16 protein-coding genes are annotated in these 16,924 nt (G+C 60.3%); 7 read left to right on the top strand and 9 right to left on the bottom strand.

Going from position 1 to position 16,924, the window contains the following annotated elements; translation table 11 throughout:
- Positions 1 to 16: 16 nt before the first annotated feature.
- Genes EH31_RS18170 through EH31_RS12975 form a run of 7 tightly spaced genes read right to left on the bottom strand, consistent with a single transcriptional unit; the run spans position 17 to position 5,409 of the window.
- A complete protein-coding gene (locus EH31_RS18170; protein ID WP_081853397.1) occupies positions 17 to 163 on the bottom strand; it encodes a helix-turn-helix domain-containing protein in 147 nt (48 codons plus the stop codon).
- A complete protein-coding gene (locus EH31_RS13000; RefSeq protein ID WP_034960957.1) occupies positions 163 to 1,920 on the bottom strand; it encodes a SulP family inorganic anion transporter in 1,758 nt (585 codons plus the stop codon). Before EH31_RS13000 ends, EH31_RS18170 begins: the two co-directional genes overlap by 1 nt.
- A gap of 27 nt (positions 1,921 to 1,947) precedes the next feature.
- Positions 1,948 to 3,171 carry an FAD-dependent oxidoreductase gene (locus EH31_RS12995; protein ID WP_034960954.1) on the bottom strand — a complete coding sequence of 408 codons (1,224 nt, stop codon included), beginning with the start codon at positions 3,169 to 3,171 and terminating at the stop codon, positions 1,948 to 1,950.
- 21 nt (positions 3,172 to 3,192) lie between these two features.
- The gene (locus EH31_RS18100; protein ID WP_034960952.1) at positions 3,193 to 3,603 is read right to left on the bottom strand and encodes a TIGR01244 family sulfur transferase; all 411 of its coding nucleotides are present in this window, start codon (positions 3,601 to 3,603) and stop codon (positions 3,193 to 3,195) included.
- A complete protein-coding gene (locus EH31_RS12985) occupies positions 3,603 to 4,022 on the bottom strand; it encodes a DUF6691 family protein (protein ID WP_034960950.1) in 420 nt (139 codons plus the stop codon). The genes EH31_RS18100 and EH31_RS12985 overlap by 1 nt, the downstream gene beginning before the upstream one ends.
- The gene (locus EH31_RS12980) at positions 4,019 to 4,480 is read right to left on the bottom strand and encodes a YeeE/YedE family protein (protein ID WP_034960948.1); all 462 of its coding nucleotides are present in this window, start codon (positions 4,478 to 4,480) and stop codon (positions 4,019 to 4,021) included. Before EH31_RS12980 ends, EH31_RS12985 begins: the two co-directional genes overlap by 4 nt.
- Positions 4,477 to 5,409, bottom strand: coding sequence for an MBL fold metallo-hydrolase (locus tag EH31_RS12975; protein WP_034960944.1), 933 nt, complete (start codon positions 5,407 to 5,409; stop codon positions 4,477 to 4,479). Before EH31_RS12975 ends, EH31_RS12980 begins: the two co-directional genes overlap by 4 nt.
- A gap of 72 nt (positions 5,410 to 5,481) precedes the next feature.
- On the opposite strand from EH31_RS12975, the gene EH31_RS12970 reads away from it, so the two are divergent.
- From EH31_RS12970 to EH31_RS12955, 4 genes are all read left to right on the top strand, one after another.
- A complete protein-coding gene (locus EH31_RS12970; protein WP_034960942.1) occupies positions 5,482 to 6,147 on the top strand; it encodes a peroxiredoxin in 666 nt (221 codons plus the stop codon).
- Between the two features lie 6 nt (positions 6,148 to 6,153).
- On the top strand, positions 6,154 to 6,492 hold the full coding sequence (locus EH31_RS12965; protein ID WP_034960940.1) for an ArsR/SmtB family transcription factor: 339 nt from the start codon (positions 6,154 to 6,156) through the stop codon (positions 6,490 to 6,492).
- Positions 6,493 to 6,559: 67 nt separating this feature from the next.
- Positions 6,560 to 7,060, top strand: a complete 501-nt coding sequence (locus EH31_RS12960) for a hypothetical protein (protein WP_206742037.1) — start codon at positions 6,560 to 6,562, stop codon at positions 7,058 to 7,060.
- A gap of 84 nt (positions 7,061 to 7,144) precedes the next feature.
- Positions 7,145 to 9,265 (top strand): TonB-dependent receptor, encoded by a 2,121-nt coding sequence (locus EH31_RS12955; protein WP_034960937.1) that lies wholly within the window; start codon positions 7,145 to 7,147, stop codon positions 9,263 to 9,265.
- A 45-nt stretch (positions 9,266 to 9,310) separates the two neighbouring features.
- On the opposite strand, the gene EH31_RS12950 is transcribed toward EH31_RS12955, so the two are convergent.
- Together EH31_RS12950 and EH31_RS12945 are read right to left on the bottom strand one after the other, a co-directional pair.
- Positions 9,311 to 10,681, bottom strand: a complete 1,371-nt coding sequence (locus tag EH31_RS12950; protein WP_051699249.1) for a sensor histidine kinase — start codon at positions 10,679 to 10,681, stop codon at positions 9,311 to 9,313.
- Positions 10,678 to 11,334, bottom strand: a complete 657-nt coding sequence (locus tag EH31_RS12945; RefSeq protein ID WP_034960935.1) for a response regulator — start codon at positions 11,332 to 11,334, stop codon at positions 10,678 to 10,680. The genes EH31_RS12950 and EH31_RS12945 overlap by 4 nt, the downstream gene beginning before the upstream one ends.
- A 156-nt stretch (positions 11,335 to 11,490) precedes the next feature.
- On the opposite strand from EH31_RS12945, the gene EH31_RS12940 reads away from it, so the two are divergent.
- Genes EH31_RS12940 through EH31_RS12930 form a run of 3 tightly spaced genes read left to right on the top strand, consistent with a single transcriptional unit; the run spans position 11,491 to position 16,867 of the window.
- On the top strand, positions 11,491 to 12,531 hold the full coding sequence (locus EH31_RS12940; RefSeq protein ID WP_051699248.1) for an efflux RND transporter periplasmic adaptor subunit: 1,041 nt from the start codon (positions 11,491 to 11,493) through the stop codon (positions 12,529 to 12,531).
- 6 nt (positions 12,532 to 12,537) lie between these two features.
- A complete protein-coding gene (locus EH31_RS12935) occupies positions 12,538 to 15,642 on the top strand; it encodes an efflux RND transporter permease subunit (RefSeq protein WP_034960932.1) in 3,105 nt (1,034 codons plus the stop codon).
- A gap of 1 nt (position 15,643) precedes the next feature.
- A complete protein-coding gene (locus EH31_RS12930) occupies positions 15,644 to 16,867 on the top strand; it encodes a TolC family protein (RefSeq protein ID WP_034960930.1) in 1,224 nt (407 codons plus the stop codon).
- Positions 16,868 to 16,924 lie beyond the last annotated feature (57 nt).

The following is a 16,924-nucleotide window of genomic DNA, read 5'->3' as shown; positions in this document are numbered from 1 at the left end:
TCTTGGTAGCAGGAAGCTACTCTGCACACTGGTCCTTGCGCCAGCGGTAAAAGGTCTTTTCTGATATGCCGACCTCGCGGCAACTTTCACACACGCCTTGTCCGCTGTCGATCAGGGTGAGGATGCGGCGGCATTTTGCGTCCCTGTCAGCAATCGCTGGCATCAGATAAGCCCGCGCGCTTCATAGTGATCGACGGGTTCTGGCGGCGCGCCATCGTCGCTTACAAGCTTATCGAAAGCTTTGGACTGCGAGAGGAAAACCTCCCCGTTCAGATCTTCGATGAAGTGGGAGCGTTTGAGGCGGTCCATCACCGGACCCTTCACCTCGGAAAGATGCAGGCCGATTGCCCCATCGCCAAGCCGGTGATTGATCGCCTCAAGGCTTTCCAGACCGGATGCGTCGATTTCATTGACCGCGCTGCACATCAGGATCACGTGGCGCACAGCCGGACGGTCCGCGACCTGTTCGAGCACATATTCTTCAAGCCAGCGGGCGTTGAGATAGGTCAGCGCCTCGTCGATGCGGATCGAAAGGATGTGCGGCACGGTGAAGACGTTGTGGCGGTCGACATTGCGGAAATGCTCCGTCTCCGGAACGCGGCCCACGATGGCGGCGTGCGGGCGGCTGGCGCGCCACAGGTAAAGGAGCAGGCCCACGCCAACCCCTGTGATCACGCCCATCTCGACCCCTGCGAGCAGGGTGATCGCGATTGTGGCGATATGTGCTGCAAAATCGGCCTTCGAATAATTCCACAACCGTCCCGGCGTTTTGAGGTCAACAAGGCTCAGCACGGCAACGATAATCGTCGCAGCCAGCGTTGCGATGGGCAGGCTGAACAAAAGCGGGGTCAGGAACAGGGTCGCAAGCGCAATACCCACGGCGGTATAGGCACCCGCGGCCGGGGTCTGCGCGCCAGCATCAAAATTCACCGCCGAACGGGCAAAACCGCCTGTCACCGGGTAGCCGCCCGAAAACGCGCTCGCGATATTGGCAGCGCCAAGGCCGATCAATTCCTGATCGGGGGCAATCCGCTGACGCCGCTTGGCAGCGAGGGTCTGCGCGACCGAAACGCTTTCGACGAAGCCGATGATGGAGATGAGCAGGGCAGGAACCCACAATTTCTCGATCAGCGACAAATCGGTGCTGGGCAAGGCAAAGGGCGGCAGGCCTTGCGGGATCGCGCCGACCAGATTGACGCCCCTGTCGCCAAGATCGAATGCGATCACGGCAAGGATGGTAAGCGCTACGGCCACCACTGGCCCCGCTTTTGCGGTCATATCAGCCGCGCGGGCGGGAAGGCCGATGCGTTGAAGCGCAGGCTTTGCCCCTTTGCGCACCCAGAACAGGAACAGCGTTGCAGGAATACCAACCGCCAGCGTCCAGACATTCGTCTCGCCAATCGCGGCGGCGAGCGAGCCGAGCATTTCGGGCCAGTTGTCGCCGCCAGCCTTAATGCCGAGGATATGCTTCAACTGGCTGGTTGCGATGAGGATGCCCGATGCGGTGATGAAACCGCTGATTACCGGGTGGGAGAGAAGGTTGGCAAGGAACCCTGCGCGCAAAAGCCCAAGAATGGCGAGCATCACGCCCGACAACATCGCAAGCGTAATCGCCGCTTCGAGATATTCAGCCGTCCCTTGCGCCGCCACCGCTCCCGCTGCGGAGGCGGTCATCAAGGACACTACCGCCACCGGCCCCACTGCCAGGGTGCGGCTGGTCCCGAAAATGGCATAAAGCACAAGCGGCAGGATCGAGGCATAAAGGCCCACAACCGGAGGCAATCCTGCAAGCAGCGCATAGGCGAGGCTTTGCGGGATGAGCATGATGGTGACGATCACCGCCGCCATCAGGTCATCGGTCAATATCTTCCGGTTGTATGTCCGACCCCATTCAAGGATCGGAAGATAGCGCGAAAGCATGGTCAAAAGGCCCTTCGTCCCGGCGCTTTACTGCGCGATCAATCCGCCTGGCCCCGCCAGCCATTCGCGGCCCTTGAGCATCCCGTTCCAGTAAATCCACGGCAGCGCATCTGCTTTGAGCATCCACGAAAGGCGCGCCGGTTTCGTCCCGTCGATGATCCACTCGGGAAAGCTCGGCATAAGCTTACCGCCATAGCCAAATTCGGCGAGGACAATCTTGCCGCGCTCTACCGTAAGGGGGCACGAGCCATAGCCGTCATAGCCCGCAGTTGGTCTCTTCCCATCGAGCTGGCGAAGCGCGTTGACGGCGACGACCGGAGCCTGCTTGCGCGCGGCCGCCATCGTCTTTGCGTTGGGCATATTGCCCGCGTCGCCAAGCCCGAAGACATTAGGATATCGAACGTGCTGAAGGGTGTGTTGATCGACTTCGGTGAACCCACTGTCGGCTGCCAGCGGGCTATCCGCCAGGAACTGGGGGGCAACCTGCGGCGGGACGACATGCAGCATATCGAATTCCCGCGTCACTTCGCCATCTTCGGTCTCGAACGTAGCCGTCTGCCCCGCACCGTCCACCGAAACAAGGTTGCTGTTGAGCTTTAATGCGATGTCATATTTTTCGACATATTCCATAAGCGCCGGAAGGTAGTCTTGCACTCCAAACAGGACGCCCCCGGCGTTGCGGAATTCGACCTCGATGTCGCCGAGGACGCCATTGCGCATCCAATGATCGCAGGACAAATACATCGATTTTTGCGGTGCGCCGGCGCATTTGATCGGCATGACTGGTTGAGAGAATATGGCGCGGCCCGACTTTAGTCGCTGGACTAATTCCCACGTGTAGGGCGCTAGATCGTAGCGATAATTGGAGGTCACTCCGTTCTTTCCGAGCGTTTCTTCCAGTCCTTCAATCTTATCCCATGCGAGGCGAATACCAGGCGCGACGACCAACGCTTCGTAACGAACTCTTGAACCATCCGCTAAAATGACTTCGTTGTTGTCAGGCACAAAGCCGGTTGCAGCCTGTTTGATCCATTCCACGCCCTTTGGGATCACGCTGGCTTCGCTGCGAAGTGTTTTCTTCGCGTCGAAGACGCCGCCGCCGACCATGGTCCATCCTGGCTGATAGGCGTGCGTTTCGGCCGGGTCGACAACGGCAATGTCGAGACGTGGGCGACGTTTGAGAAGTGAGGCTGCGGTCGCGATACCGGCGGATCCGCCACCAACGATCACCACCGTATGTGATGCAGACATGATTGTTCTCCGAAAAGCTTTTCAGGTGAGCCGATCGCTCAGATTTGTGAGGTCGTATCCCGCATCGCTCGCGCGCTTGAGGCGCTCGGCGGGGGGAATGTCGTCAGGATTGGCAAGCGTATCGAGAGTTATTGAGCGCGTGCCCGTGCGGCAGTAGGCAAGCACCGGACCATCCGTGCCGCGCCGAACCGCGCGAAAAGCGGCAACTGCGGCATCGGGAAATTGCCCGCCCGATACGGGGATGTGGTGAAAGGCAATGCCATTCGCCTCAGCAGCTTCGCGCATTTCGCCTGCGCCCGGTTGGCTGTCTTCCTCACCGTCGGGCCTGTTGCATACAACTGCGACAAAGCCTTGTCCGGCGAGGGCCGTAAGGTCCGCCGGCTGGAACTGCGGTGCGACTGAAAATTTGGGGGTCACTTGGCGAATGTCCATCACGCATTTCCTTCAAACAGGCGAACGAGGAGCATTCCGGCGAGCATGGCGACAATGAAGATCGCAGCGGACACAGGTTCAATCACAAGCGCCGCAATACCGGGGCCGGGGCAAAGACCGGCAATGCCCCAGCCAATCCCGAACAATGCCGAACCGCCGATCAATCGCGACGTCAGGTCTTGCGTGCCGGGCAGGGCGAAATCACCGCCAAAAACGGGCTGGATCAATTTGGGTTGAATTTGCCAGGCTATGACCATCACCAGAACCGCCCCGCCCATGACGAAGGCAAGCGTGGGGTCCCAGTCGCCAAACAGGTCGAGAAAACCGCGAACCCGTGCCGGATCGGTCATCCCGCCAAGGGCAAGGCCCGCGCCGAAGATAGAGCCTGAAAGGGCAGGAATAAGGACACGGCGCATCATGGCAGCACCTCCAGCCCAAGCGCATTCATTGCGGCAACCGTGGCAAAGCCTGTGACCATGAAGGTGATTGTTGCGACGATGGAACGCTGCGAGAAACGGCTCATCCCGCAAACGCCGTGCCCGCTGGTGCAGCCGCTGCCAAGGCGCGTGCCAACGCCCACGATCAGACCAGCGACCACCAGATAAAGCGGCGATGCAAAATTTGCAGGAAGGCCGCCCTTCGCAAGCATCACGACAAGCGCGCCCAGCGGAAGCCCAATCACAAAAGCCCAGGCCGAGACACGCGGCAGGCCGCTATCGGAAATGCCTGCTGCGCGTGCGGTGATGCCCGAAATGCCCGCAATCCGCCCGATGCCAAGCAGCATCAGCGCAGCGGCAAGCCCGATAAGAACACCGCCAGCAAGCCCTGCCATCGGCGCTGCGTCCGGAAAGCTGGTCAGGACAAACGGCTCCGTCATACCGCGTTCACCGGTATCTTGATGTAGCTGACACCGTTTTCTTCAGGCTCGGGCAAGCGGCCGCCGCGAATGTTCACCTGCACCGATGGCATGATGAGATTGGGCATTGCCAGCGTCGCATCGCGCGAGGTGCGCATTTCGACGAAATCGTCTTCGCTCACACCATCCTTAACATGGACATTCTCGCGCCGTTGCTGGCCGACGGTCGACTCCCACGCATATTCATCGCGGCCCGGTGCCTTGTAATCGTGGCACAGGAACAGGCGCGTATCATCGGGCAGGGAAAGCAGGCGCCGGATCGACTGGAACAACTGGCGCGCATCGCCTCCGGGAAAATCCGCACGCGCAGTGCCGAAATCGGGCATGAAGATCGTGTCGCCGACAAAGGCCGCATCGCCGATGATGAACGCCATATCCGCAGGCGTGTGGCCGGGCACGTGCAGTGCAATACCTTCGATCTTGCCCAGCTTGAACGTCTCGCCATCGGTGAAAAGGTGGTCGAATTGCGAACCGTCGCGTTCAAAATCGGTGCCAGCGTTGAAAAGCTTGCCGAACACGTCCTGCACGCGGATGATCTCCTTGCCGATGGCGAGTTTCCCGCCCAGCTTTTGCTGCAGATAGGGCGCGGCTGAAATGTGATCGGCGTGGGCGTGCGTTTCGATCAGCCAGATCACTTTCAGATTATTCGAAGTGACATATTCGATAATGCGATCCGCCGAGCCATATGAGGTGCGCCCAGCGGCCGCTTCGTAGTCGAGGACCGAATCGATAATGGCCGCTTCGCAGGTCTCAGGGTCATGAACGACATAACTTACAGTATATGTCGCTTCGTCGAAAAAGCCTGCGATTGAGGGGCGTAGCCCTTTTTGCTCGGACGCACGAGCGATCTGATCGGTTGCTGCCTGGAGAACTGTATCTGGCGTAGACATCCTAAACTCCTTTGATTACATAAAGTATGTATATGTATTGCTTTATCGGAGTCAAGTGCTAAGAGGATCGTCATGGACACAAACGAAACCCCAGCCGAGAGTGCGCGCGCCCTTCGCATCGGCGATACAGCGCCCGATTTCGAGGCGCGCAGCACGATTGGCCCGGTCAAGCTGTCAGCGCTCAGGGATCGCTGGCTCATCCTTTTTTCGCACCCGGCGGATTTCACACCGGTGTGCACGACCGAATTTGTCGAACTGGCGCGTCAGGCGGACGAGTTTGAAAAGCGCGACTGCAATCTGATGGCGCTTTCGGTGGACAGCCTGTTTTCGCATTTCGCATGGCTGCGCGCGATCCGCGACCGCTTCGATGTCGAGGTGCGCTTTCCCATTGTCGAGGACCCGACACTGGTCATTGGCCGCGCCTACGGAATGGTCGCGCCCAAGGACAATGACAGCGCGACGGTGCGCACCACATTCTTCATCGATCCGGCGGGCGTGATCCGCGCGATGACCTGTTATCCTGCGAATATGGGGCGCTCGATCCCCGAAATGCTGCGTATGCTCGATGCGCTTCAGGCGATTGACGCGAATGAAGCGCTCGCGCCTGCCAACTGGCAGCCGGGAGAGCCGTTGCTCAAGCCGCCCACACAGGACCTCGATGAGGTGTTCACGGCTGGAGATGAAACCGCATGGTTCCTGCGTGAAACCGGCAGGTCCACAGGTAAAGGGCACGGGTAAAGGCAAATGACCGACAAAGCGCCAATCGAAGAATTGAAAGCCATCGCGCATCCGCTGCGGTTCCAGATCGTCCAGCTGTTGAGGGGCGGCGAGATGAATGTGGGCGAGATCGAACAAGCTTCCGGTATAGGGCAGCCAGCGCTTTCGCAGCAGCTTGGCGTTCTGCGCAAGGCGGAGCTGGTGGAGACGCGCAAGGATGCAAAGCTGGTTTTCTATACCCTCAACCAAGATCGCTTGCGCGAGTTGGGCGCGCTGATTGGCGGATTTGATGCAGGTGTGTCTCCCAAAGTTGCACCAGTGCGCACCCCTGCGCCCGGTGTTGCCAATTTTGCGCGACTTTCCTGAGTGTATTCATCATAGGGGGTTCCTCTCGGTTTTCTCATTGCTGGATGGCTCTTACCTTTCGCTACGCATGACTCGCTTGTCCCGCCTTTCCGCCCGTAAGGGTCAGCTGCTTCTGACGCTTCTCTTGATGGCGTTGGGGATGAATGCGTTCATTCCGGCGGGCTTCATGGTGTTGCCTTCGGAGCATGGTCTTAGCGTTACGCTCTGCCCGGAGACGAACTCGCTCGCCCGCTCCCTTGCTGTGGGTCAGGGGCACACCGCTTCCGGGCAGGTCCACGACCATGCAGCGATGGGGCATCACGTTACGGGCGCGCATGGTGATGCGCATACCGATGAGCACAGTGATGAGCACAGTGATGAGCATAGTGATGAGCTGGGGGCGAGCCGTGGCAATGTCGATTGTGCGTTTTCGGCGCTCGCCTTTTCCGGTGAATTGCCCGAACCGCCCACGTCCGTTGCCATCACGCTTGAATCCGCTTTGGCATTTTCGCCGGCTCTTGCACCTCTCGTGGTTTCGCCGCAACGCCGCTTGCGGCCACCTTTGCGCGGGCCACCGCAGCGCGGCTGATCCCCGTTACAAATCGGCCAAGGCGTGAGGGTTCAAGCCCTGACGCCTGCGGCTGCGTGCAAATAGAAAAATCACGAGAACTTTATGACTTCCAAAGCTCTTCGCAGGGCCGCCCTTCTGGCGTCCTGCCCGCTCTGCATGGCGCAGCCCGCCCTCGCAGACCATCCTCCGGCCAAGGCCGAAACCGAAGCGGTGTTGACCGACACGATTGTCGTTACCGCGTCTCGCTCCGAAACCATATCGCGCGACGGTATCGCGCCCCCTGAACAGATCGCGCTTCCAGCGGACGCCGTCGCTATCGCTGCGCGCACGCCGGGCGGCGCACTTGTTGGCAATGGCGCGCTCTCCGGCCAGCTTTCCTATCGTGGGCTCGCCGGTCAACGTGTGCTGGGCCGCGTCAATGGCCAGCGGTTTGCCTCTGGCGGACCCAATGCGATGGACCCGCCGCTACACTACGCGCCCTCGATCCTTGTCGAACGCATCGACATTGCGCGCGGTGTGGCGCCCGTGTCGCAAGGCCCGTCGCTTGCTGGCGCAGTCAATGCGCAACTGGTCGAGACACAGTTCACCGATAGCGCAAGCCTCACGCCGCAGGTCCGCTTCACCAGCCAGTATCGCAGCGTCGATGACAGCTATGCGGTGGGCGGCCTTGCAGGGATTGCCAACGAAACGGTGCGCTTCGGCGTGATCGCCAGCCGCGAGGAGGGCGAAGACTACGACTTTCCGGGCGGCACAGCCGCTGGCACGTCGTTTGAGCGCAATCTGTACGGGGCCCATGCCGGTTTTCACGCGGGGCCAGGCGAACTGTTCGTCGAATACCGCCGCAGCGAAACCGACCCGACCGGCAACCCTCCCTTCGCGCTCGACATCGTCTATTTCGACACCGACTTCATTCAGGGCGGCTTTCGCGGGGAGATCGCATCGGATGTCTTTCTTAACGTGAAAGCGGGCCATGTCGCGGTGCGTCACTTGATGGACAATCAAACGACCCGCCGGCCTGCGGCAGCGCCCATGCAGGCAAGGGCAACCTTTGCCGATGCGGATACCAGCACTCTCGAAGGTTCCCTGCGTTTCGGGACCAGCGGGGCCTATTTCGAAATGGGCGCGGATGCGGAGCTGACCGATAAATTTGTGCAGATCACCAATCCTACGAATGCAGCTTTTTTCATCGATTCTCAGCCGAACGTGCAATCCGAGCGGGTTGGGGCCTTTGCCCAGTGGCGCGGTTCGCTTGGAGCGCTCGAGTTCGAGCTCGGAGCGCGCCTCGATCGCACGATTCAGTCGGCGGGAACCCCGCAACTGGGAGCGGCGGTGCCGATGGGGCCACGCGGGCTTGCAGCGGCATTCAGCGCGGCAGATCGCGACCGCTCGGAGACAACCGTGGACACCGTGCTCCGCGCCTGGCTGCCGCTAGGGAACATAACGCCGCGCCTGACACTAGCCCGCAAGGAGCGTGTGCCTAGCCTGCTCGAACGGTTCGGTTGGCTCCCGACCGAGGCGAGTTTCGGGCTTGCCGATGGCAACATCTATGTCGGAAATCTCGATCTTGTCCCCGAAACTGCGTGGATCGCAGAGGTGGGATTTGATCTCGAAAACGACGTGTTTTCGCTACGGCCAACGCTGTTCTATCGCAGGGTCGACGACTTTATCCAAGGCGTGCCTTTCGATGCCACGATCGGCGTCGTCGACAGTCCGGTCGAAATGATTGCGGCCATGAATGGCGATGCTACGCCGTTACGCTTCGGCAATGTCGATGCCGAGCTTTACGGCGCAGATCTCGACTTCAACGTTCGCCCGATAGAGCGCTTGGAGATATCCGGCACGGCCAGTTATGTGCGCGGGAAACGGCGGGACATCGATGATAACCTTTATCGGATCGCTCCTGCAAATCTGCGGTTGTCGGCGGCTTGGCTCGGCGATCGCTTTTCATTCGGAGCAGAGCTCGTCGCCGCAGCCGATCAGGATCGCGTGTCTCTCGCGAATGATGAAGAGCCAAGCGATGGGTACGCAGTCGTCGGGCTGTTTGGGCGATATGCGCTCACCGATGGCCTTGCGGTGGAGGCGGGGGTCGAGAACCTGTTCGATACCGGATACCAGCCTCATCTTGCCGGTCGCAGCCGCGTTGGAGCGTCGGATGTGCCGGTTGGCGAGCGCCTGCCAGGCGCAGGCAGAGGCGGCTGGGTGCGCGTGACAGCCCGGTTCTAAGACACGAGTGGGGGCCGGAGCAGCGTGAGTAGCTGCTCCGGCTGATCAGCTGCTCCCGGAGCAGTCCGAGGGGCTATACACGACCGTAGCGATCAGGCCGGTGGCTGCGTTTTCGAGGCGCAACTCTACTCCGATTGCTTCCGCGATGTCGCGCGCAATTGCGAGGCCGAGCCCAGCGCCCGGTTTGCTGGTATCCAGGCGCGATCCGAGGAGAAACGCTTCACCGATCTTCTCGGTATCGATGCCGGGCCCATCGTCGCAAATTCTCGCGATGAAGGGCCCGCTCGCCTCGCATTCGAAATGCAGCTGGACTTCATGATGCGCCCACTTGCCGGCATTGTCCAAAAGGATGGAGAGCAATTCTGCGTAATCGACTGAGTCCACCGGAATGATCCGCCGGTGGCAGCCGGTTGCGTTCACGGTGAAGCGCTTGGTCGGGTGGAGTCTCTCCATGGCTCGCACGATCGGCACGGCAACATCGGGTGTCCGGGTGGGACGCGCAGCGTAGGGCTGCCCCGAGGATGATCGCGCCCTGGCAAGCTGATAGGCAATCTGTTGTTCCATCGCCTTGCCTTGTTCCAGCAGGACCTCAGCCGCTTGCGAACACTCCGGATTGTTAGCAAGGCGCTCGGCTTCGTCGGTGATGATGGCGAGCGGTGTGCGCAGCGAATGGGCGAGATTGCCTGCCTGGACTCGCGCTCGGGCGATCATATCGGCGTTCTGGTGGATGTAGGCATTTAGATCGCGAACGAGCGGTGCGATCTCGGCTGGGTAATCGCCTTCGAGTTTTTCGGCCTTACCTTGCCTTAAGCGGGCAATTGCGCGTGAGAGCCGATCGAGGGGGTGCAGGCCGAACCCGATGATCGCAAGACCGGTTGCAAGCAAAAGACTACCAAGCACTGCAAGCCACAATGTGAGGTCCCTCGTAAAGCCGTCGATGAGCCGGTCTAGCTCGCTCTGATCGGTCGCTATGACATAATGGATCACTTGTCCCGATGGGCTTTCCTCGACAAGGCCGTAGGTGATGGCTGGACCGGTCGGACCATTGTCGAGCGTATGAAGTATCTCTGGTGAGTGCGCGATCCGCTCATCGAGCGAGCCTCTGGTCATCGAGCGGGATCGCAGGGGTTCCAGACCATCCGCGCTGATCTGCCAGTAGAAACCGGAGAACGGCACGTCATAGCGCGGATCGGATAACGGGCGGCTCAACCGGATCTCGCCTGCCTCATTCAGCTCTGCGAGCCTTGCAAGTTCGCGCACATGGACTTCTAGTTCTTCGTGGTAGGACTGCTCGACATGGGCGCTGAAAATCCCGACAGCCGAAAACCAGATCGCGCCAATCCCCAGCGCCACCCAGATTGTGATGGCCAGCAAGAAGCGCAGGCGGAGGCTGCCGGGGACGAGACGCTTCGTCATTTCTCGAACCTGTAGCCCATGCCCCTGAGCGTGGCGATGCGGTCGCGCCCGATCTTGCGACGAAGTCGGCCGACCAGGACTTCAATCGTGTTCGGCTCACGGTCGCTTCCAAGCTCGTAGAGATCGTCGAGAATGGTGGCTTGCGACATCACTTGGCCTGCGCGGCGCATGAACAGGTGCAACAGCTTAAATTCCTGTTTGCTAAGCGACAGCGCTTGTCCCCGCTGCTCGACTGCGCGAGTCAGGGGATCGAGGGCAAGGTCGCCCACCTCTATTAGATTGCTGCGCGTTCCTTGCTGGCGCCGGAACAATGCATTGAGCCGCGCGAGCAATTCTTCGAACCGAACCGGCTTTACGACGAAATCATCTGCTCCTGCATTGAGGCCTTCAACCTTGTCCTGCCAGCTGCCTCTTGCCGTAAGGATCACGATCGGCGTGTCGAAACGCAGATCGCGCCAGTGTCTGAGCAATTCGATCCCGTCGCCATCCGGGAGCCCCAGATCGAGGATGACTGCGGCCATCTGGTCGACATCCGGCCAGTCCTCTGCCTCGCTGCGGCTTCGCGCAAGTTCGACCGCGAAATCAACGCTGCGAAGACGATCGCTCAGTCGCCGACCGAGTTCGACATCATCTTCAACGAGAAGCAGGCGCATCGATCAAACCTTTCATTCGCGCGGTGGCGAACAGTCATCCATATGGTTCCTGAAACTGACAACAAGTTGCCAAACTGACAAGTTCCTGTCAGCTTTTTGCTTCAATGTAGGGATATGGATTTCCGATCTGTCCTCCTTCTAATACTTTGTGCTGGTATGGCGGGGCTTTCCGCGTGTTCAGATTCAGCTGAAGAGAATGCTGCCCAGGCAGCTGCGGCTGACCCACTTGCGGGCCTGGAAATCGAAACCGCTAGCGCGAGGGAAGCTGACGAGGCACCGATCGCGAGCGTGCCCGGGACTATTACTTTGCCGCCAGAAGCGCGCGTCGCTGTGACAGCGCAGTTCCCCGGTGCCGCTGTGCGAGTTTACGTGATCGAAGGGCAGGCGGTGCGCCGTGGCCAGCGGCTGGCGCTGGTTCGAGCCGCCGAGCCCGTCCAGATTCGCGGCGAGCTTGCAAGGGCGCAGTCCGCGGTCGGGCTCGCCGAAGCCAGAGCAAAGCGCCTGACGCAGTTGGCAGCTGAGGGGATCATCGCGGCGGCCCGTGCCGATGAAGCAAATGCCGAGCTGGCGCAGGCCCGCGCCAGCCTCGCTGAGCAGCGTCGGCTAGTGTCGCTCGCCGGGGCCGGTCCGGATGGTACCATGACGCTGACCACGCCGATCTCGGGCCGTGTCGCACATGTGGGTGTGGTTACAGGCGGCCAAGTGGACGGGATGGAAGCCCCCTTTGTAATCGAGGCCGAGGGTGCTTATCAGGTCGAGCTGCAGTTGCCCGAGCGCCAGGCGAAGCGGGTTCGGCCCGGCATGCAGGTCGAGATCATGGTGCCAACAGGGAGTGATGAGCCGATCGCCGTCGGTGGCCAGATCCTCGCGGTGTCGCCCTCGATCGATCCGGCCACTCGCTCGGTGCTGGCCAGAGCCAGCATAGGCAGTGCGCCGGGCATTGTTGCCGGTCGCAATGTTCGCGTAACGATCAAGGTCAGCGCGCCGGAGGATGGTGTCGTTGTCCCGTCCAGCGCATTGACCAAGATTGCCGGGGAAGACCATGTCTTCGTTCGCGACGGCAAAGCCTACAAGCCGCGCAGCGTCACCGTCGTCGCCACGTCGGGCGCTGAGGCTGTGATATCCGAGGGGCTGAAGGCGGGCGAAGTTGTCGCTGCAAGTAGCATTGCGGAACTCAAAGCCATGAATGCGGAGTAGGCCACCATGCTGCGCAATCTGGTAAAAAGGGCGCTCGACTTTCGCTTGGGGGTGATAGGCCTGGCGCTCATACTCGCAGGCATTGGAGCGTGGTCTTTTGCAAGGCTACCCATCGATGCTTTCCCTGACATCAGCACGACACAGGTGAAGATCATCCTCAAGGCTCCGGGCATGACGCCTGAAGAGGTCGAAAGCCGCGTTGTAACTCCGATCGAAATGGAAATGCTCGGGATCCCCGAGCAGACCGTCCTGCGTTCGGTGGCCAAATATGCCATCGCCGACATCACCATCGATTTCGAAGACAGCACCGATATTTATTGGGCACGGCAACAGGTCGCTGAGCGCCTTAGTGCGGTGATGGGCGACCTGCCCACCACGGTCGAAGGCGGGCTGGCCCCGATCTCAACACCGCTTTCGGAAATGTTCATGTTCACGCTCGAAGGTCCGCAAAGCCTGTCAGAGAAGCGGAGGGTGCTTGACTGGACGATCCGTCCGGCCCTGCGAACCGTGCCTGGTGTTGCGGACGTCAATGCGTTGGGCGGCTATGTCGAAACCTTTGAAGTCGCCCCCGATAGCGCGGCCCTGGCGGCATCGGGTCTTTCTACAGCCGACCTCGCCGAGGCCATTGAGCTGAGTAATCGCAATGATGGCGCTGGTAGGCTGACTAGCGGCGAGGAATCACTGATCGTACGCTCGACAGGGGCCATCCGCACGCTCGATGACTTAGCAGCTGTCGTCGTGAAATCCGACAACGGCATGGTGATGCGTGTCGGGGATGTTGCCACCGTTCGCACGGGCAGCCTCACCCGTTATGGCGCAGTGTCGAAGAACGGCGAAGCCGAAGCGGTTCAAGGCCTTGTTATTGGATTGCGAGGAGCGGATGCCAGTCAAGTCGTTGATGGCATCAAGCAACGGCTCGAGGAAATCCAGCCGAGCCTGCCAGAGGGCATGAACGTCGACGTCTTCTACGACCGCTCCAACCTTATCGAGCGCGCGGTTGGGACCGTCGAGACCGCCCTGCTCGAAGCGACCGTTCTGGTCGTAATCCTTTTACTGCTGTTTCTTGGCGATCTTCGGGCTTCGGTGATCGTTGCAATGGCCTTGCCAATGGCGGTCCTGCTTGCCTTCATTTTCATGGGGTCGATTGGCCTTAGCGCCAATCTCATGAGCCTTGGCGGACTTGCCATTGCCGTCGGTATTCTTGTCGATGGGGCGGTGGTTGTGGTCGAGAACGTTGTCGAAAGACTGTCAGATCCCAAGCACGCAACGAGCACCAAGATCCACAATGTCTTCGTCGCCTCTGTCGAAGTTGCCAAGCCAGTCGCCTCAGGCCTGGCAATCATCGCGCTGGTTTTCCTGCCGCTGCTGACGCTGGAAGGGCTGGAAGGCAAGTTGTTCGCGCCGGTCGCGCTGACCATCGTGCTTGCGCTTGGCTCCGCGCTGGTCCTGTCGCTGACGCTTATCCCGGTGCTCGCCTTCTACATGCTCAAAGTCAAACAGGGCCAGCACGAGCCCTGGCTGATGCGCAAGATCGCGCCGCGCTATGCTGCGGCGCTGGGAGCAAGTTTCGCGCACAAGAAGCGTGTATTTGGCGTTGCAGGGGTCGGGCTGGCGCTGGCGGCGGGTGCATACGCCATCACCGGCAAGACATTCCTCCCGGTGATGGACGAAGGTTCGATTATCGTGCAGCTCAGCAAGCTTCCCTCGATCTCGCTCGACCACAGTGTCGAGGGCGATATGAAGGTACAGCGCGCAATTCTGGAACAGGTGCCGGAAGTAGAGGCCGTGATCGCGCGTGTTGGGTCCGACGAACTCGGCCTCGATCCGATGAGTCCGAACGAAACCGACAGCTTCCTCAAGCTCAAGCCGCTCGAGGAATGGCGCGTACAGGACAAGGACTGGCTACTCGACGAACTGCGCACAGTGATGGAGCAGTTCCCGGGCATCGAGCCGACATTCACCCAGCCGATAGATATGCGCACGTCAGAAATGCTTACCGGTGCGCGCGGCGACTTGGCGATCAAGCTCTTTGGCCCCGACCTTGACGAGCTTTCGCGCGTCGCAGGCGAGATACAGGCCCGGCTGGAAACCATCGAGGGTACAAGTGAAGCGATGACCGTCGCGAACGACCAGGTCGACTATCTTTTGGTCGATATCGACCGCGTTGCTGCTGGCCGTGTCGGAATGCCCGTATCTGACTTGCAGGACATGATGCGGGCGCAGGTTGAAGGGGTTCACGCCGGCATAGTCGCCGATGGAGTGCGCCGTGTTCCGATCGTGATGAAAGGCGAAGGCGCGCGAAACCTCACTCCACAAGCTTTCGCCGATCTTGTCTACCGGGCCCCCTCCGGCCAGCTTGTCCGAGCAAGCGATGTTGCGCATGTCAGCCAGGTCTACGGACCGGTCAAACTCGAGCATGAAAACGGTTCGCGTTTCGCCATGGTCCAAGCGTTTGTTTCGGGTCGCGATCTGGTCGGGTATGTCGAGGATGCAAGGGCCGATATCGCCGCAAACGTCACTTTGCCGCAAGGCTATCGGATCGAATGGGGCGGTCAGTTCGAGAACCAGCAAAGAGCTTCGTCACGGCTAATGGTGGTGTTGCCAATTTCGATATTGCTGATCTTTGCCATCCTTTTCTTCACGCTCAAATCGATGCGGGCATCGCTGCTGATCCTCACCAATATTCCTTTTGCAGCCGTTGGTGGGATGATCGCATTGGCAATCTCTGGCGAGTATCTGTCGGTTCCTGCATCGGTCGGCTTTATCGCCTTGCTCGGCATTGCAGTGCTCAATGGCCTGGTAATGGTCACATACTTTCGTCAGCTGCGCGACGAAGGCATGCCGCTTTCCGAAGCGGTTCGGCGCGGAGCGGAAAGACGGTTGCGGCCGGTTCTGATGACCGCCAGCATAGCCGCCTTCGGTCTCGTGCCGCTGTTGTTCGCGACAGGACCAGGATCGGAAATCCAGAAACCTCTCGCTATCGTCGTGATCGGCGGTCTCGTCACAGCGACCCTGCTGACGCTTATTCTGTTGCCCATTCTCTATGAGCGGTTCGGGGAAAGCGCTTCTGAACGCGAAGCGGCCGACGCGTTGTCCGCAGGGGAGGACTAACATGCGTTTGACCGCAATCTTCATGGCTGCGCTCCTCCTGGCTTCCCCCCTCGTCGCAGAACCCGGTCTGCCCGACGAAGCGGCCGTCCAGGAAGTGCTCGACGAGCATCCAGCTGTTGTAGCCGCTCGCGCCCGGGTCGAAGCGGCCCGCGCGCGCGCTCAAGGTCTGCGCAGGGGGCCGCACGAATTCACCCTGTCGGGCAGCTACACGCGCCGCAGAGTCGATCTGGGCGGCGAGTTTGATGAATACGATGCCCAGCTGACCCGTGCGATCAGATTGCCGGGAAAGGCAAGGCTTGATCGCGAGATCGGCGAATATGGCATTGTGGCCGCCAGCAACCTTGCGGAAGATGCTCGCCACCAGGCAGCGCTGCTGCTTGCCACTCACTGGTTCGACTGGCTTTCGGCAACCGCGCTGGCGAAGGTCGATCAAGCCGCGGTGATCAATTACGAACAATCGCTTGTAGCCATTACCCGCCGAATGGAATTGCGCGATGCAGCGCAGCTCGATGTCGATCAGGCACGCGCCGCGCTCGCAGAGGCTCAATTGGCACTGGATCACTCCGAGGGTAGCGCTGCCATGGCACGCGCTCGTCTTGAGGTGCATTTCCCGCGCCTTCCGCTGCCAATCGAGGCGCCGGATTTACCACGGCCCGAAATTGCCGATGCGCGCCTGTCCCAACTGCGGGACCAGGTCGTGGCAAACAGCCATGAGATTGGGGCGGCCCAGGCCGAGACAAGGCGCATGGCATCTGTCGCCGATCGCATGGGCAGGGACCGACTGGCCGATCCTTCTGTCGGCGTGAGACTCTTCTCCGAATTTGGTGGAGCGGAAACGGGTGCGGGTCTTATCTTCTCCATCCCTCTAGGTGGAGGCCATCGCCGGGCACTCGCAGGAGAGGCAACAGCTAACGCATCGGCCGCACGAGCCGAGGAAAGTCTGGCGCGATTCAATGTTGAAGAAACCGCCGACGCGGACCTGTTGGATGCGCGGTACCGGATTGCGGCATGGCAACGCTCACGCGAAGCGGTTGATGCGCAGACTGCCGCGCTGTTCAAACTGCGACGAGGTTACGAACTCGGCGAAATCGACCTGACAGATTTGCTACTGGGTGAAAGAATGGTCCACGATGCGTTCCGGATGGAAGCCGAGGCACGCTGCGAAGCGATGCGCGCTATCACCAAGCTGCGTATCGACAGCCATGCATTGTGGCTCATGGATTGAAACGAGGCTGCTCGTTCGCTTTTGAAGTCCAGAACGAGGCTTCGCGGGACATGACCT

This window comes from Erythrobacter longus (assembly GCF_000715015.1).
Lineage (GTDB): Bacteria > Pseudomonadota > Alphaproteobacteria > Sphingomonadales > Sphingomonadaceae > Erythrobacter > Erythrobacter longus.
Note: the sequence above shows the minus strand (reverse complement) of the source record. Positions and strands in the feature narration are given on the sequence as shown.

Coding starts and splice junctions, on each gene's coding strand:
- EH31_RS18170 (WP_081853397.1), bottom strand. CDS start 163: ATGCCAGCGATTGCTGACAGGGACGCAAAATGCCGCCGCATCCTCACC.
- EH31_RS12945 (WP_034960935.1), bottom strand. CDS start 11,334: ATGCGCCTGCTTCTCGTTGAAGATGATGTCGAACTCGGTCGGCGACTG.
- EH31_RS12940 (WP_051699248.1), top strand. CDS start 11,491: ATGGCGGGGCTTTCCGCGTGTTCAGATTCAGCTGAAGAGAATGCTGCC.
- EH31_RS12935 (WP_034960932.1), top strand. CDS start 12,538: ATGCTGCGCAATCTGGTAAAAAGGGCGCTCGACTTTCGCTTGGGGGTG.
- EH31_RS13000 (WP_034960957.1), bottom strand. CDS start 1,920: ATGCTTTCGCGCTATCTTCCGATCCTTGAATGGGGTCGGACATACAAC.
- EH31_RS12985 (WP_034960950.1), bottom strand. CDS start 4,022: ATGATGCGCCGTGTCCTTATTCCTGCCCTTTCAGGCTCTATCTTCGGC.
- EH31_RS18100 (WP_034960952.1), bottom strand. CDS start 3,603: ATGGACATTCGCCAAGTGACCCCCAAATTTTCAGTCGCACCGCAGTTC.
- EH31_RS12960 (WP_206742037.1), top strand. CDS start 6,560: ATGACTCGCTTGTCCCGCCTTTCCGCCCGTAAGGGTCAGCTGCTTCTG.
- EH31_RS12975 (WP_034960944.1), bottom strand. CDS start 5,409: ATGTCTACGCCAGATACAGTTCTCCAGGCAGCAACCGATCAGATCGCT.
- EH31_RS12965 (WP_034960940.1), top strand. CDS start 6,154: ATGACCGACAAAGCGCCAATCGAAGAATTGAAAGCCATCGCGCATCCG.
- EH31_RS12970 (WP_034960942.1), top strand. CDS start 5,482: ATGGACACAAACGAAACCCCAGCCGAGAGTGCGCGCGCCCTTCGCATC.
- EH31_RS12950 (WP_051699249.1), bottom strand. CDS start 10,681: ATGACGAAGCGTCTCGTCCCCGGCAGCCTCCGCCTGCGCTTCTTGCTG.
- EH31_RS12980 (WP_034960948.1), bottom strand. CDS start 4,480: ATGACGGAGCCGTTTGTCCTGACCAGCTTTCCGGACGCAGCGCCGATG.
- EH31_RS12955 (WP_034960937.1), top strand. CDS start 7,145: ATGACTTCCAAAGCTCTTCGCAGGGCCGCCCTTCTGGCGTCCTGCCCG.
- EH31_RS12930 (WP_034960930.1), top strand. CDS start 15,644: ATGCGTTTGACCGCAATCTTCATGGCTGCGCTCCTCCTGGCTTCCCCC.
- EH31_RS12995 (WP_034960954.1), bottom strand. CDS start 3,171: ATGTCTGCATCACATACGGTGGTGATCGTTGGTGGCGGATCCGCCGGT.